The following is a 15,327-nucleotide window of genomic DNA, read 5'->3' on the forward strand; positions in this document are numbered from 1 at the left end:
TCACTCTCAAGCCGGCTGGTCCTCGCCGCCTTCGAACAGCTGAATCGGAGCGCCCGGCATGATGGTCGAGATCGCATGCTTGTAGACGAGCTGCGAATGACCGTCGCGCCGAAGCAGCAAACAGAAATTGTCGAACCAGGTCACGATGCCCTGGAGCTTCACTCCGTTGACCAGAAAGATCGTCAGTGGCGTCTTGGTTTTGCGAACGTGATTAAGGAAGGTGTCCTGTAGGTTTTGTGCGCGGTCTGCCGCCATTGTTTTTTTCTCGCTTTGAGTTTCTTTTTATTGCGCCGGATGCGGCCCTCTTTGCGGTTCGGGGCCTCCTCCGGTTGCCGTCCCTCATGAGATCCCCCTCGGAAGGAACAGCGGTTCGATTAGAGGACAGGTCGGGATATTAGGCAAGCCGCTTGAAGCGGCAGGCCCGGCTCTATTGCCCCGAAAAATTACGGAAATCGATGATTTTCCTCGCTTATCGTTGGCGAGCCGCCGCGATGTCGCGGCGCTCGCTTCGTGTTTTGACGCATTTCCTGTGTGCGGGCCGGTATCCACCTCGCTCGCCGCGTTAGCCGACGCCGAGCGCTTTCAACTTCCGGTGCAAAGCCGAACGTTCCATGCCAACGAACTCGGCAGTGCGAGAAATATTTCCTGAGAAACGGCTGATCTGTGCAATCAAATAGTCGCGCTCGAACACTTCGCGGGCCTCGCGCAGCGGCAGGCCCATGATGTGCTCGCCATTGTTGCTGGTCGGCATCGCCGGCACCATCGAGCCGACGTCCTGCGGCAGCATGTCGGCGGTGATGATGACCTCCGGCCCGCCGGCGGCGAGAATCATGACTCTTTCGACGTTGTTGCGGAGCTGACGCACATTGCCGGGCCAGACATGCGACTGCAGCACCGCCATGGCGTCCTGACCGATCTGGCGCTTGGGCAGGCCGCTGCCGGCCGAGATCTGCTCCATGAAATAGTCGATCAGTTCCGGAATGTCCTCGCGCCGCTCCGACAATGCGGGCACGCGGATCGGCACCACCGACAGCCGGTGGTAGAGGTCCTCGCGGAATCGGCCGGCGGCGATCTCCTCTTCGAGATTGCGCGCAGTCGATGAGATGATGCGCACGTCGACCTGCACCTTCGCGGTACCGCCGACGCGCTGGAACGACTGCTCCACCAGCACGCGCAGGATCTTGTTCTGGGTCTCGCGCGGCATGTCCGCGATCTCGTCGATGAACAGCGTGCCGCCATGTGCTTCTTCGAGCGCGCCGGGCTTGCGCGGCTGCTCGCCATTGGACTGCTCGACGCCGAATAGCTCGTGCTCCATCCGCTCGGGCGTGATCGCGGCGGCGTTGATGACGACGAAGGGACCGTCGGCGCGGCCCGAGGCGGTGTGCAGCGTGCGCGCGGTCAGCTCCTTGCCGGCGCCGGCGGGGCCGACGATCAGGATGCGGCTGTTGGCCTTGGCCGCGCGCTCGATGGTCTGGCGCAGCTGGTTCATGCTGGGCGAGCGGCCGACCAGCTGGCTGGCGCTCGGCGCGAGCTGCTTCAGCTCCTTGACCTCGCGCTTGAGCCGCGAGTTCTCCAGCGCTCTGGTGGCGACCAGGATGAGGCGGTCGGCCTTGAACGGCTTCTCGATGAAGTCATAGGCGCCGCGCTTGATCGCGGCAACCGCGGTCTCGATGTTGCCGTGGCCGGAGATCATCACGACCGGCAGATCGGCATTATCCTTCTTGACCTGCTCCAGCAACTGCAGGCCGTCGAGCTTGGAGCCTTGCAGCCAGATGTCGAGGAACACCAGATGCGGCCGGCGATTGGCGATCTCGGCGAGCGCCGAGTCGCTGTCGCGTGCGGTCCTCGTGACGAATCCCTCGTCCTCGAGAATGCCTGCAACGAGATCCCGAATATCGGCCTCATCATCGACAATCAGAATTTCATTCGCCATGGATCGCGCCCGCCTTGTCAGCTGCCTGTTGAGGCTTCGATTTTGGTTGAATCATTGGTCTTTTCAGCCGGCTCTTTGGTTCCGCCGGACGGCTCTTTTGTTTGCTGGTTCGCGACGGATTCCGTCACCATTTGCGTGATATCGGCTTTGGAGGTCGTCTCGGTCGTGGCGTTGGCCGCCGGCACTTGCTCCGTTGTCGCGGACTTCGCCGGCTGCCCCGAGACGGCAAAGCGCATGCGCATCCAGGCGCCGCGCTGGCCTGGGCGGAAGTCGGAGGCATCCTTCAGCTCGATCCGCCCGCCATGATCTTCAAGCACGCGCCCGACGATGGCGAGTCCGAGTCCGGTGCCCTTGGCGCGGGTGGTGACGTACGGCTCGAGCAGACGCGAGCGCGCGACCTTGGGCAGGCCGATGCCGTTGTCGATGATGTCGATCAGTACGTCGTCGCCCTCGCGCGACACCACGACGTCGATCCGGCCCTTGCCCCCGTCCTTGCCGAGCTCCTCGGGCGGGACCTGCTCGATCGCCTCGGTGGCGTTCTTGACGATGTTGGTGACCGCCTGCGAGATCAGCCGCCGGTCGAACTGGGCGCGCAGCGGATCCTGCTTGAACTCGGCCTCGATGTCGATCTCGGGATGGGCGACCTTCATCAGGAACACCGCCTGGCGCACGGTATCGGCGACGTCCTCGCCCTCCATCACGGGCTTCGGCATCCGCGCAAAGCGCGAGAACTCGTCGACCATGCGCCTGATGTCGTCGACCTGGCGCACGATGGTGTCGGTGCACTGGTCGAATATCTGCTTGTCCTTGGCCTCGGTGATGTCCTTGCCGAACTTGCGGCGGATGCGCTCGGCCGAGAGCTGGATCGGCGTCAGCGGGTTCTTGATCTCGTGCGCGATGCGGCGCGCCACGTCGCCCCAGGCCGAGGTGCGCTGCGCCGAAACCAGCTCGGTGATATCGTCGAGCGTGATGATGTAGCTGTCGTGCGGCTGGTTCTTCTCGGCGCTGACGCGGACCGACAGGTTGCGCTCGGTGCCGTCGCGGGTGATCGTGATCTGGCCCTGCACCAGGCGCTGGGTCCCTTCCCGCGCCGTCTTCATCATCTCGTCGAGCTCGGGCAGCACGTCGGAGAGCGAATGGCCGAGCGTCTCGGCTTCGGAGTGTCCGATCAGCTTCTCGGCGGAGCGGTTGAGGATGCCGACGCTGCCGGACGCGTCGACGCCGATGATGCCGGCGCTCGCCGATGACAGCACCGCTTCGATGAAGCGGCGGCGGCTGTCGATGAGATCGCTGGCGTTGACGAGCTCGTCGCGCTGGCTGCGCAATTCCTGCGTCATCTTGTTGAAGGTCTCGCCCAGCTGGGCGAGATCGCCCTCTGACTGATGCACGGGCACCTGGACGTGGAGGTCGCCGGTCGAGACCGTATGCGCCGCGTTCATCAGCCGCCGGATCGGCGAGACCAGCGAGTTGGCGAAGTTGAGGCCGATCAGCACCGAAGCCATCAAAATGGTCAGCGCGATCACCGCGAACATCAGCGCGAAGGCGACCTGGATGCCGAGCCGGCGCGATTCGATCTGGGCGTATTCGGCGACGCTGATCTCGGTCTGCTTGAGCTGGTTGACCACCTTCGGATCGAGCGGCCGCGCGACGTAGAGGAACGTCTCGTTGAAGGCCCGCAGCCGGATCACGGCGGCGACGAAGCTCGCATCGGGCAGCACTGCGATTTCCGGCTCGGCGTCGCTGACATTGCTGAGAAAGTCCGGCGCCGGCGGCGAATAGGCCAGCCGCATGCCAGTGTCGGCGGATTCCAGGATGTTGGTGTTCTTGTCGATGATCATCGCGCCCGGCAGATTGCGGGAGCCGGCGCTGGCGGTCAGCATCTCGCGGAACGAGCGCCGGTCCTGGTCGTAGAGCGGCCTGGCGTGGGCGATGTCGTTGGCCATGCCAAGGATGTCGCCGCGGATCAGCTGCGCATGGTCCTGCATGTAGGCCCGCGCGATATCCAGTGAGTTCTGGATCACCTCCCTGGTCGGCCCGGAGAACAGCCGGTCGAGGCCACGCTCGAGGGTGATGTTGGCGACGACCGACACCAGTACGGCCGGCAACACGGCGACGATCGAGAACAGGCTGACGATCTGGACATGGAGGCGGGCCGCCGCCCTGCCCCGCCGCCGCGCCAGGATGAGCTGCCAGAGTTCCCGGATGATGATCCCGACCAGCAGCAGGATCGTGGCGGCATTGATCAGATAGAATGTGCGGACCACCTCCGGCGTCGGATCGATCCGCGTGAGACCCGTCAGGACCAGGAAGGTCAGGAAGGCCGACAGCAGCGCCAGCGCGACGGCAAAGGGTGCCAGCCAGCGTCGCACCGACCAACGCCGGGGCTCTTCCGCTGGGGCCGTGTCAAAGTGTGCGGCCGAGGTGTCTGCGCTGGTCATTCCGGCAATGGCGGTGCTGAAAACGGGTCCGCGGACGCGCGGATACTGATGTATTCGTACCACATTGTTGCCGAATTGCGACAATTCCGCGGCGTGTCGATTGCGGCGGACCCGCGCAATCCACAGGCACATGCAGGAGGGACGGGAACGGATTCCCGACATTCCGGCTTGATCCGCATGGATAAGATCTGTCTCGCGACGATGATTTCGGCCGTCTTGCTGCTGATCGTGGCTGCCGACCTTCTGGTCAACGGCCTCGGCCTTCAGCAGGACCCGGTGAATCTCGCCAGCGTGATGCCGGCATCCAGCCGGCTGGTCAGGTAGATGTGATGCCGCGCATCGCGGCCAAACCACGAATTTGAAAGGACGAGCGGAACCTTTGGGCCCAGCCCGGACTTCTGCTCACCGCGTCAGCCGCAACGGCCAGCGCGATCCGGACAGGCTCAGCTCTGCCTTGGTAGGGGGAGCTGAGCCACCGGCCGGCGGCTCGGGTTCTTCTCGCTGGCGTTCACCGCCTCACTCACCTCCGAATTTCGCAGCCCGACGCGAAGCCCCGTTGGCAAGGGTGCTTGCCGCCGCGCTAGCCCGCAAGATCCTTCCGCATCGCAATGTGCGTGGCACCTACCGGTCCGATGTCGGCAAATCCTTGCCGCTGGTAGAACCGGCGCGCCGCTCCATTGGTCGCGAGCACCACGAGTGTCAGCGCCGAGACGCCCCGCCGCCGCGCGTCCGCTCCGAGCGCCTGGACGATTTTCGTCCCGGCGCCTCGACCACAATCGGCCGGCAGCAGCGCAATGTCGATGATGTGCCAGCGTTCTCGCGCGCAATGAAGCAGCAGCCGGCCGATCGCGGCCCCGTCTCGCGTGACGATCAGGGAAATCGCGCCTGGAAATTGCGTGGCATAGCCGGCCATCTGGCTGCGGAACTGTTGCGCAATGATTTGCCTGACGGCCAGTCCGGACAAGCCCGTCGCGGTGAACTGGGCTGTCCTCACCTCCTCAAAGAGATGCCGGATGAACGGCGCGTCGGTCGGGCTATCGGACCGCAGCCGCAGAGCCGAATCGTCCGGCACGATGTCGAGCCAGATGCTGTCGACGATGCCGTCACGCAGCGCCGTCACGTTCAGGAGCTGCCGAAGGACGGAAAGATTCCCGCATAGGCGATACACCAGATGATGGCCTGGGTCGGCTGCATGTTGTCGTGGGGCAGCCCCTGCCCGGTCAGCGTGACCGCATTCGCCGCCAAGGTGAGGTTGCCAGGCGGAGCGATGAAGCCATTGAACTGGGGATCGATCGCAACCATGTTCGCAGACGTTCCGGGACCCGGGGCGGCGTTCTCTGCGTTGCCGGCGCCGAGTTGCAGGGCGTGCGTGTGCATGGTCATCTCGCCCGAGCTCAGGTTGACCGTCGGACTGCCGACGACCTCACCGATGAGGTAGTTCTGCAATCCCTGACCTTGCCCCTGGCTGATCGCGACCGAACCGTTGAGATTCGGCAAGGCGAAATTGGTCGTGCCGTTGCCGCCGTAATAAGTGCCGATGAGCGAAAATAACGGAGTGAAACTCTGAATTGCAACGATCTGGCCAAAGCATGGCAGCCAAGCATTGTTGAATCCGCTGGTGGCAAACTGGAACGTAAAGGCCTGAATTTCCCCGATATACGGATCTGACATGGTGTCTCCTCGAGACTGAATATGGTCCGGTGCAGGCTAGCCGGGCGAAGGGAAGATGCCGTCGTTGCAGATGCAGTAATTGGCAACGACGGTCGGCATCATGTTGTCGTGCCCGAAGCTGTTGCCCGCCGGAGTGACGCAGGCTGCCATCGTCGCGTAGGGCGCTGCGTTCGCAACGGGCGCGTAGAGATTGCCCGTTGATGCGGTCGCAAGATGGACCGTCTGTCCGGGCGTGGGTGTCTCTCCCGTCCCTGTCGAGGACATCAGCGCATGACTATGGGTCGGCATTTCGCCTGCGACCAGCGTATGCGTTTCCTCTCCTCCCGTCTGGCCCAGCGCGTAGAACGGGAAGCCCTGCCCCTGCCCCTGTCCGATCGCTACGCGGCCGCGAAGATCGGGGAGATTGAAGGTGTTGACGCCATCACCGCCATAGGTGGTGCCGATCACGGCATAGAGCACTTGATACTCCGAGATCGACATCGCCTGGCCGTTGCAGGCGAGCCAGCCATCGGGCACCCGCGGAAAGCCAAACAACCTGATCTCGCCGATAAACGGATCCGACATCGCCTCTGATCCTCTGCACGCGCGCCCCGATGCGATCGGTGAATGCGCCATCTTCGAAATTGATGTGAAAAGAGCTCGGCTGCGAAAATGTCGCTGTTCAGCCGCCTAGTTTCGGCTCGGATAAATTCCCTGCGTCGCGATCAGATAGCCGATGACGAGATAGGGTTGCATGTTGTTGTGCGGCAGGCCTCCGCCTTCGTTCAACAGATTGGTACCGGACGCCAATGGCGTGTCCCCGCTCCCGGATGCCCCAAAGATCGCTTTCGGTTTATCGGATGGCAGCGTATTTGTGCCGAAGATGTTGCCGGCCGGCGAAGCGCCACGTCCGCTTCCCTGCGTCGCAATCGCCTGGATCAGATGATTGTGGGCAGGCAATTGAGCCGCAGTAAGCGTGACCGACATCGATCCGCTGATCATACCCAGGGGATATTGGCCGCTGCCACCTGACGAGCCGAGGATAGCACGACCCCGCAGGTCCGGCAGCGCGAAGTTTCGCACGCCATCGCCGCCGTAAAACGTGCCGAGCAGCGAGAACAGCGCTTGATTTGTCGTGATGGCCAGCAATGCTCCGTTGCATTGCGCCCAGCCTCTGGGAACGACGGCGCCCGCAAAAGGCATGATCTGGCCAAGAACTGGCTGGTACGGCATGACCCCTCCCCAAGAAGATCAGGCGCCCTGTCGTGTCGTGATGCGACGACGACCGATTCTAAATTAAAGAATGAACGAAAAACGACCTACTCGCTAAGATTGTGAAACAGTCAGAGCCGACAGTCAAGCTCCAACACAACCAGAAATGCATCCTGCGGCATATTGTTTATCGGTGCACGATCGCTCTTTTGTTGCCGCGGCGCAACGGTTCTCTGGAAAGTTGCGCTCCGTGCGAGGCATTCAGCGATTTATCCGGTTCTCCGCTTGCCTTGTGCGCCGCGCCTCAGCCAAATACACGCAAGGATATACGTGAAAATTTGCACAATCAGGGATTTCAGCGCGGACCTCTTCGGAAAGGGGCCGCGAAGGGGGGCCGGTGAGTCACGCAATTGCGGTGGCCGTGCCAGACATGAGTGGGGAATCGACGATCTCCGCGCGCAATGGCGGAGCTGTGGTTCGGCACGTCTTGCGGACTCTTTTGCGCGCGGTTCAACGCATCTGCATCGCGGCCGTCCTGATGCTCGGCGCCGTGATCGCGGCGAATGCTGCGTGCGATTTCTCGTCAGCGTCGCCCTCCGGCGGCACGATCACGATGACCGGGACCGGCGCCGGCAACGCCGTCGGTCTTTGCGTGAGCAACGATACGGTACGCTGGGGCCTCTACGGCTCCTCGAACGGCGCCAATCCGAGCATCGACGCCTTCAACAACTATCCGATGACCGCGGGGGGACTGACCCTCACGAACCTGAGCTACACGTCAGCCAAGGCCACTTACACGCTGGTGCCCGTCAACAACGGGGTCAACAACCAGCATACCGATGAATACGGCATCCAGATCAACACACTTTCCGGATCCGGCACCGATACGATCACCCTCTGGTACACGAGCACTTGTTCGCAGAGTGTGCCCTGTACCTCCGGCGTTCATCCCACCGACACCTCGTTCACGATCACGGTCAATCTGCCAAACCCGCCGACCGTGACCTCGATATCGCCGACTGCCGGTCCGACCGCCGGCGGCACGACGGTCATCATCACCGGCACGAATCTCAGCACGACCACCGGAGCCGGCGGCGTGAAGTTCGGCGGCACCAATGCGGCGAGTTACACCGTCAATTCCAACACTCAGATCACGGCGACCTCGCCGGCCGGGGCGGCAGGCACCGTCGACGTCACGGTCACGACATCGGTGGGAACATCGGCGACGTCGGCGGCCGATCAATTCACCTATGTCGCTGCACCGACCGTCACCTCGATCTCGCCGACGTCGGGTCCGGGCGCAGGCGGCACCACGGTGACGATCACCGGCACCAATTTTTCCGGGGCGACTGCCGTGAGTTTCGGAGCTGCGGCTGCGACGGGGTTCACCGTCGATTCCGTCACCCAAATCACAGCGACCGCGCCGGCTGGGACAGGAACGGTCGATGTCAGGGTGACGACCGCCGGCGGCACATCCGCCACGTCGGCGGCGGACCAATTCACCTATATCGCCGCTCCCACGGTCACCTCGATCTCGCCGACGGCCGGTCCCACCGCCGGCGGCACCGCGGTGACAATCACCGGCACCAATTTCACCGGCGCGACCGCGGTGATGTTCGGCGCGACGGCCGCGACGGGCTTCACTGTCAATTCCGCCACCCAGATCACCGCCACCTCGCCGGCGGGTACCGGAACTGTCGACGTCAGGGTGACGACGCCCGGCGGCACATCGGCCACCTCGGCGGCAGATCAGTTCACCTATGTTGCGACCCCGACCGTCACCTCGATCTCGCCGACCCTCGGCCCGCAGACCGGTGGCACGACGGTGGTCATCACCGGCACCAATTTCACCGGTGCGAGCGCCGTGACCTTCGGCGCGACGGCCGCGACGGGCTTCACCGTCAATTCCGCCACCCAGATCACCGCGACCTCGCCGGCGGGCACCGGCACCGTCGACATCACCGTCACGACGCCCGGCGGGACGTCGGCGACGTCGGCGGCCGATCAATTCACCTATGTCGCTGCACCGACGGTCACCTCGATTTCGCCGACCGCAGGTCCGGGCACAGGCGGCACCACGGTGACGATCACCGGCACCAATTTCACCGGCGCAACCGCGGTGACCTTCGGCGCGACGGCCGCGACGGGCTTCACCGTCAATTCCGCCACCCAGATCACCGCGACCTCGCCGGCGGGTAGCGGCACGGTCGACGTCAGGGTGACGACGGCCGGCGGCACCTCGGCAACATCAGCGGCGGATCAGTTCACCTATGTCGCGACCCCGACCGTCACCTCGATCTCGCCGACCCTCGGCCCGCAGGCCGGTGGCACGACGGTGGTCATCACCGGCACCAATTTCACCGGTGCGACTGCCGTCACCTTCGGCGCAACGGCTGCGACAGGTTTCACCGTCAATTCGGCGACCCAGATCACTGCGACCTCGCCGGCCGGGAGCGGCGTCGTGGACGTCAGAGTGACGACCACCGGCGGCACCTCGGCGACGTCAGCGGCGGATCAGTTCACCTATTTCGGCGCACCGACGGTGACCTCGATTTCGCCGACGGGCGGACCGCTGGCCGGCGGCACGTCGGTGACGGTCACGGGCACCAATTTCACCGGCGCGACCGCGGTGATGTTCGGCGCGACGGCCGCGACGGGCTTCACCGTCAATTCCGCAACCCAGATCACCGCGACTGCTCCCGCCGGAACCGGCACGGTTGACCTCACGGTCACAACACCGGGCGGCACATCGGCCACCTCCGCCGCGGATCAGTTCACCTACGCCGCGACCCCGACGGTGACATCGGTTTCGCCCAATGCCGGCCCGACGACGGGTGGAACGTCGGTCACCATCACGGGCACTGCCTTCTCCGGCGCTACCGCCGTGAGGTTCGGCGCAACCAACGCGACCAGCTTCACGGTCAATTCCGCAACCTCGATCACGGCGACTTCGCCAGCGGGCGCCGGCACAGTCGACGTCACCGTGACGACGCCGGGCGGAACATCCGCGACATCGATGGCGGATCAATTCAACTACTCGCCAGCGCCGTCGGTGACGTCGATCTCCCCGACATCCGGCCCCGCGCTGGGCGGAACGTCAGTGGCGATCACCGGATCCGGCTTCACAGGTGTCACCGCCGTGAAATTCGGTGCCAACAATGCGACGAGCTTCACGGTCAACTCGGCCACGTCGATCACGGCGACGTCACCGGCCGGCGCCGGCACGGTCGACGTCACGGTGACCACGGGCGGCGGGACCTCGCCGACCTCGGCCGCGGACCGGTTCGCCTATCTGTCCTCCACGACCACGACCGCGGTGACATCGTCACAGAATCCGAGCAGCTACGGCCAGTCCGTCACCTTCACGGCCACCGTAAGCAGCTCGGGCGGAACGCCGACGGGAACGGTGACCTTCAACGACGGCGGCACGCCGATCGGAACGTCAGCGCTGTCGGCAGGTGTCGCGACTTTCGCGACAGCCGCGCTCGCCATCGGCAATCACACGATCACCGCGACCTACAACGGATCGCCGGCGTTTAATGCCTCGACCTCGGCGGCCCTGACCCAGTCCGTCGATATTCCCGCCGACAGCGCCAGGCTGCGCGCGCTTCAGGTCAACGTTACCAAGATCGTCGCACAAAGCTCGGGACAGGCGATCTCCGGCGCCATCGACACCGCCATCTCCGAAGGCTTCAGCAATGGCGGACAGTACATCACGCCGGGCGGCGGCGGGCTGCGCGTCAATTTCGCCGCCGCCCCCGATGGTGACGATGAGCCGCCAGCCGGTCGCCCAAGCGATCCGCAGAGCTCCAATGCCTATGCCGGCGACGGGCGCCCCGGCAGAACCGGCCGCGGGCCATCGCGGATCGACGACGCCTTCGCTGCGATCGATCGGGCGGCACCGACCAAGGCGCCACCCGCGCGGTTCAGGCAACAAAAGGACTGGCTGTTCTGGATCGATGCACGCGGCACCGGCATCGACCGCTGGAGCTCGTCCGGCAATATCGGTCAAGGGGCAACCCAGGCCACGCTCTATGGCCAGCAGATCAACCTGCTCTCCGGCCTGACCTACCGGGCTGCTCCCGATCTCCTGGTTGGCGTGGTCGGCGGCTACGAGAATTTCAGCTACACCCAGACCGACATCAACGGAAAGCTGAAGGGCGACGGCTGGACCGTCGGCGCCTATCTCGGCTGGAAGCTCATCCCGACGCTGCGCTACGACGTGGCGGTGACCTATTCCGGCATCGGCTATGACGGCACCGCCGGCACGGCCCAGGGCAATTTCAACGGCAATCGCTGGATGTTCGCGACCGGCTTCACCGGCAGTTACAGCTGGGCCAATTTCAACATCGAGCCGTCGGCCAAGGTGTACGCGCTGTGGGAGCGGGAAAACGCCTATGTCGATTCGCTCGGCACCCAGCAGGCCGCCCGGACCTTCTCGAGCGGCCGTGCGTCGGCGGGCAACAGGGTGTCCTACCCCGTGCCTTGGCTCGATAGCGTGCTGCTGTTGCCTTATGCCGGCGTGTATGGCGACTACTACTTCACCCAGGACGATGCTGCCGCAATCGTTGCCGCGGGCGGCATCCCGCTGGCTTCGACGCCGCTGCTCCAGGGTTGGTCGGCGCGTGTCACGGGCGGCATCGGCGCAAGGCTCGCCAGCGGCGCCACGGTCGGCTTCGGCGCCGAACTCGGCGGCATCGGCGGCAACACGCAGATCTGGACATTCTCGGGACGGGCGCGCATCCCGTTCTGATCAGCCAGGCAGCGTCGCAACGCGCCGGCTGGATTTACCTCTTCAGTAGAGGCCGCGGCCGCTGAGGATGCTGCGGGCTTCGGCCGCGCCGTCCGAGGTATAGCCGGCCGACGGAGCACTCTGGCTCGCGTAACGGCCCTCCTCGTCATAGGACACCGCGCGGGCGTTCGGGAGCGCCCGGCCCCGGCCGCGGGTCGAAGCCGACATTTCCGAGGTCGCATTGAGCGAGGCCATGTCGGCCGAGGTGCTGCCGAGGTTGTACGGCCGCCCCTCCGGCATCGGCACGTCGCCGCGAAGGGCGCCGCGGGACGAGGACGGCAGCTCCGGCACGAACGGCTTGGCCGAGGCGACCCGGACCATCGAGGGCGACGGCGCCGGAACGCCGGTGCGCAGCGTCGCCAGAAGCTGACGGTCGTCAGAGCCTTCGAGCGGCGCCCGGCCGACATATTCGACCCGGACCTTGGCGACGCCATTGCCTTTGAATTCAAGTAGTTCGGCGGCCTTGTTCGAGACGTCGATGAGGCGGTTGCCGTGATAGGGTCCGCGGTCGTTGACGCGGACGATCAGCGACTTGCCGTTCGAGATGTTGGTGACCCGGGCGTAGGACGGCATCGGCAGGGTCGGATGCGCGGCGGTCAGCGAGGTCATGTCGAACACCTCGCCGTTGGCCGTCAGGCGGCCGTGGAAATCATCGCCGTACCAGGACGCCATGCCCTCGGCGCGGTAGTTGACGTCCTCCTCCGGGACGTAGGTCCTGCCCGCCACGACATAGGGCTTTCCGACGCGGTAGGTGCCACCGCCCTTCGGGACCGGGTCGCCGAAGGCCACCACACGCGGGCTCGAGGACACGCCGTATTTCGGATCGACGCGGCTGGCGAACTTGTTCGAGGAGGCGCAATTGGCGAGCGCAAGGCAGGTCGCGACCGCCGCAACGCCGCGCGCGGCCCGCAAAACCGAATCTGACCGACGGATCCCCATGCGCCCCAAATACCACTTCGCCGGAGGCGTACCCAACCCGCTTTGGTGACGGGGAGCGCTGTCCGGTCCTTCAGATTCCGAGGCGGCCCACCACCGCATCGGACGTGGTAAGGATAACGCAACCCGAACGCGGCGGAAATGGGGAGCCCGCGGCGATCGCGCCGGGATGGTAAACGGGACGTTCGCATTTTTCCGTTGTTCTACGGGACGATGGCGCCCGCATTGTGCCAGCGCTGGGCATCCTGTTGCGCCAAATCCTCACTCCACCCCCATTGTCGCGCCGCTGGCCGAAATTCTTTTGACTGTGCAAGGCCGCACGCGTTCTCTCGGATGCAAGGGCGGGATTTGGAATTTAACGATGATCGAGACGGTTTCGGCACTGATGGGTCTGGTAAGCGCGGGGATCTTCCTGGCCCATGCGTTCGAAGGTTACCGCACGAGGGCCTGAAGGCACTCGCGCGGGCGGCAAGCATCACCTCTTTCAATGCGGCGCGTTCGGGACGGTCTGGTCGATCCGATTGCGCATCGAACACGAGAGCGGCAGGTGTCCCATGCGTAACCATGACCTCGTATCCGATGGCTTCCTGGCCTTGACCGCCGGCGGCTTGGTGCTGCTCTGCTCGAGCCTCGTCGCGCTGGCGTTTGCCTGAGCCGCGCGTCCATCTTCCAACGCTCGTTTCCAACACGGCTCCATTGCGGCGCAGCGGGCGCGGGCCGTCCCTGCTCCCATTCAGTTGATTGAATTTTTGCGGCCGGCGCCTCGACGTATTTGCAAGAGGCCATCACCAACGAGGGTGACGCAAATGCTTGCCGAGAAATTCTTCCTGGTCCTGGAATCCCTGATCCGCGGCGACCGCACCTATCCGGATGGAAGCCCCCGGGTCATCAGCACCTCCCCGCACGTGCCGGTCAGGCCGACACCGCCGAAATAGCCGACGCCTCCATCAGCCGGCGACACCCGCCGCTCAGCGCAGACCCAACAGCGAGCGGTGGTAGAGGCTGTCGCGGGCCTCGTTCTGACAGACGAAGCTGCCGTCGAAGCCCTGGCCGTAGCGCTTCTGCCCCTTGCGGTAGTAGACGCCCTTCCTGAAGTCGAGCCATACCACCTTGTCGTGCGGGCAATGACGCTGGGCCTGCGCTTCGTAGCGAAACGGCGTCAGCGACGTCGCCGAGACCTCGGCGCCGCCTGTACCGACCAGCATGGCGCCAGCGCATGCGATTGCGCCGAACCACTTGCCAAAGTCCCACCGAGACACGCCCCGCCTCCCGCTCGCCGCCGTCCCCTGACCGGCCGGTCGGCACGGTAGCACGAAACGGCCCAGCCCGCGGAAGGCGAGGCGCGCGTCGTGTCTTCCGCCAGCCATCTTGTCGGGGTACACGACGGCGAGATCGTCTCGATGCGAGGGTGTTGCCCGAATGTCGGTTGAGCCCGAGAAAAGACCTGGTCCCCGCCCGCCCTCGCCGCAGCTCGGCCTGCTGCCGATGATCATCTTCGGCTCACGCTGGCTGCAGCTGCCGCTCTATCTCGGACTGATCGTGGCGCAGTGCGTCTACATCGCGCTGTTCCTCAAGGAGCTCTGGCACCTCTCCTGGCACGCCCTCGAGCTCACCGAGCAGCAGATCATGATGAGCGTGCTGGCGCTGATCGACGTCGTGATGATCTCCAATCTGCTCGTGATGGTGATCGTCGGAGGCTATGAGACGTTCGTCTCGCGGCTCGACCTCCAGGGCCATCCCGACGAGCCGGAATGGCTCGGCCACGTCAATGCGAGCGTCCTGAAGATCAAGCTCGCCATGGCCATCATCGGCATCTCCTCGATCGCGCTGCTGCGCACCTTCATCGAAGCCGGAAATCTCGGCTCCAACCGCGCCGGCTACACCGAGACCGGCGTGATGTGGCAAGTGCTGATCCACATCACCTTCATCGTCTCGGCAATCGGCATCGCCTATGTCGACAAGCTCAGCGAGTCCGGAATGCGCAATCATGCCGAATGAAGCGCTCTCCGGCCGGTCTCATTGCCGGTCCGCTTCGAGCTGCGCCAGCGCCTGGTGCAGACACTCCTGAAGCTTTGCTGCGACCCGCTCACGAGCGATGCCCTTGCCTGCGAGATCGTCCGACACCTTGCGGACGACGTCGTCGATCGTCCGGCTCTCCAGATGGTCCGTCACCAGCGCGGTTGCGTAGCTTGCGGCGGCGTCACCGCTGAGCCCGAGCTGGCCTGCTGCCCACAGCCCGAGCAGCTTGTTGGACCGCGCCGTGGCCTTGAACATGAATTCCTCGTCGTGGGCGAATTTGGCTTCAAAGCCCTGCTCGCGCTTGTCGAACGTGGTCATGGTCAGCTCCATTCTGATTCGCTGATGAG

Annotated in this window: 14 protein-coding genes; 4 read left to right on the forward strand and 10 right to left on the reverse strand. The window is 64.6% G+C overall.

The genetic code is table 11. From position 1 onward, the window contains the following. Positions 1-6: 6 nt before the first annotated feature. The 3 genes from hfq to BDOA9_RS22895 all read right to left on the reverse strand — a co-directional run bounded on the left by hfq (position 7) and on the right by BDOA9_RS22895 (position 4,371). Positions 7-255, reverse strand: coding sequence for an RNA chaperone Hfq (hfq, locus tag BDOA9_RS22885; protein ID WP_007591126.1), 249 nt, complete (start codon positions 253-255; stop codon positions 7-9). 307 nt (positions 256-562) lie between these two features. Continuing rightward, complete coding sequence (gene ntrX, locus BDOA9_RS22890) at positions 563-1,933, reverse strand: nitrogen assimilation response regulator NtrX (protein ID WP_025036297.1); 1,371 nt, start codon at positions 1,931-1,933, stop codon at positions 563-565. 17 nt (positions 1,934-1,950) lie between these two features. After that, entirely contained in the window at positions 1,951-4,371 is a 2,421-nt protein-coding gene (locus BDOA9_RS22895; protein ID WP_025036298.1) for a sensor histidine kinase NtrY-like, read from the reverse strand. A gap of 177 nt (positions 4,372-4,548) precedes the next feature. On the opposite strand from BDOA9_RS22895, the gene BDOA9_RS38990 reads away from it, so the two are divergent. Further along, positions 4,549-4,695, forward strand: a complete 147-nt coding sequence (locus BDOA9_RS38990; protein ID WP_192859604.1) for a hypothetical protein — start codon at positions 4,549-4,551, stop codon at positions 4,693-4,695. 256 nt (positions 4,696-4,951) lie between these two features. Here the strand turns inward: BDOA9_RS38990 and BDOA9_RS22905 are convergent, their stop codons facing one another. From BDOA9_RS22905 to BDOA9_RS22920, 4 genes are all read right to left on the reverse strand, one after another. Next, on the reverse strand, positions 4,952-5,491 hold the full coding sequence (locus tag BDOA9_RS22905; protein WP_244521513.1) for a GNAT family N-acetyltransferase: 540 nt from the start codon (positions 5,489-5,491) through the stop codon (positions 4,952-4,954). Positions 5,492-5,493: 2 nt separating this feature from the next. Continuing rightward, entirely contained in the window at positions 5,494-6,042 is a 549-nt protein-coding gene (locus BDOA9_RS22910; RefSeq protein ID WP_025036301.1) for a phage tail protein, read from the reverse strand. A gap of 36 nt (positions 6,043-6,078) precedes the next feature. Continuing rightward, complete coding sequence (locus tag BDOA9_RS22915) at positions 6,079-6,606, reverse strand: phage tail protein (protein ID WP_025036302.1); 528 nt, start codon at positions 6,604-6,606, stop codon at positions 6,079-6,081. Positions 6,607-6,711: 105 nt separating this feature from the next. After that, positions 6,712-7,254 carry a phage tail protein gene (locus tag BDOA9_RS22920; protein ID WP_025036303.1) on the reverse strand — a complete coding sequence of 181 codons (543 nt, stop codon included), beginning with the start codon at positions 7,252-7,254 and terminating at the stop codon, positions 6,712-6,714. Positions 7,255-7,771: 517 nt separating this feature from the next. On the opposite strand from BDOA9_RS22920, the gene BDOA9_RS22925 reads away from it, so the two are divergent. After that, positions 7,772-11,986, forward strand: coding sequence for an IPT/TIG domain-containing protein (locus tag BDOA9_RS22925; RefSeq protein WP_025036304.1), 4,215 nt, complete (start codon positions 7,772-7,774; stop codon positions 11,984-11,986). Positions 11,987-12,028: 42 nt separating this feature from the next. On the opposite strand, the gene BDOA9_RS22930 is transcribed toward BDOA9_RS22925, so the two are convergent. Next, positions 12,029-12,964: a septal ring lytic transglycosylase RlpA family protein gene (locus BDOA9_RS22930; RefSeq protein WP_042336390.1), complete on the reverse strand. Its 936-nt coding sequence runs from the start codon at positions 12,962-12,964 to the stop codon at positions 12,029-12,031. An 803-nt stretch (positions 12,965-13,767) separates the two neighbouring features. Between BDOA9_RS22930 and BDOA9_RS39915 the strand changes: the two genes are divergently transcribed. Next, complete coding sequence (locus BDOA9_RS39915; protein ID WP_256375401.1) at positions 13,768-13,896, forward strand: hypothetical protein; 129 nt, start codon at positions 13,768-13,770, stop codon at positions 13,894-13,896. Positions 13,897-13,929: 33 nt separating this feature from the next. On the opposite strand, the gene BDOA9_RS22935 is transcribed toward BDOA9_RS39915, so the two are convergent. Next, the gene (locus BDOA9_RS22935) at positions 13,930-14,166 is read right to left on the reverse strand and encodes a hypothetical protein (protein WP_244521515.1); all 237 of its coding nucleotides are present in this window, start codon (positions 14,164-14,166) and stop codon (positions 13,930-13,932) included. Positions 14,167-14,380: 214 nt separating this feature from the next. Here BDOA9_RS22935 and BDOA9_RS22940 point away from each other — a divergent pair, with 214 nt between their 5' ends. Next, entirely contained in the window at positions 14,381-14,959 is a 579-nt protein-coding gene (locus tag BDOA9_RS22940) for a TIGR00645 family protein (RefSeq protein ID WP_025036307.1), read from the forward strand. Between the two features lie 18 nt (positions 14,960-14,977). Here BDOA9_RS22940 and BDOA9_RS22945 read toward each other — a convergent pair whose 3' ends face one another. Then, positions 14,978-15,298: a DUF1476 domain-containing protein gene (locus tag BDOA9_RS22945; protein WP_025036308.1), complete on the reverse strand. Its 321-nt coding sequence runs from the start codon at positions 15,296-15,298 to the stop codon at positions 14,978-14,980. Between the last annotated feature and the right edge of the window lie 29 nt (positions 15,299-15,327).

The organism is Bradyrhizobium sp. DOA9, from assembly GCF_000617845.2.
In the GTDB taxonomy this organism is placed as follows: domain Bacteria; phylum Pseudomonadota; class Alphaproteobacteria; order Rhizobiales; family Xanthobacteraceae; genus Bradyrhizobium.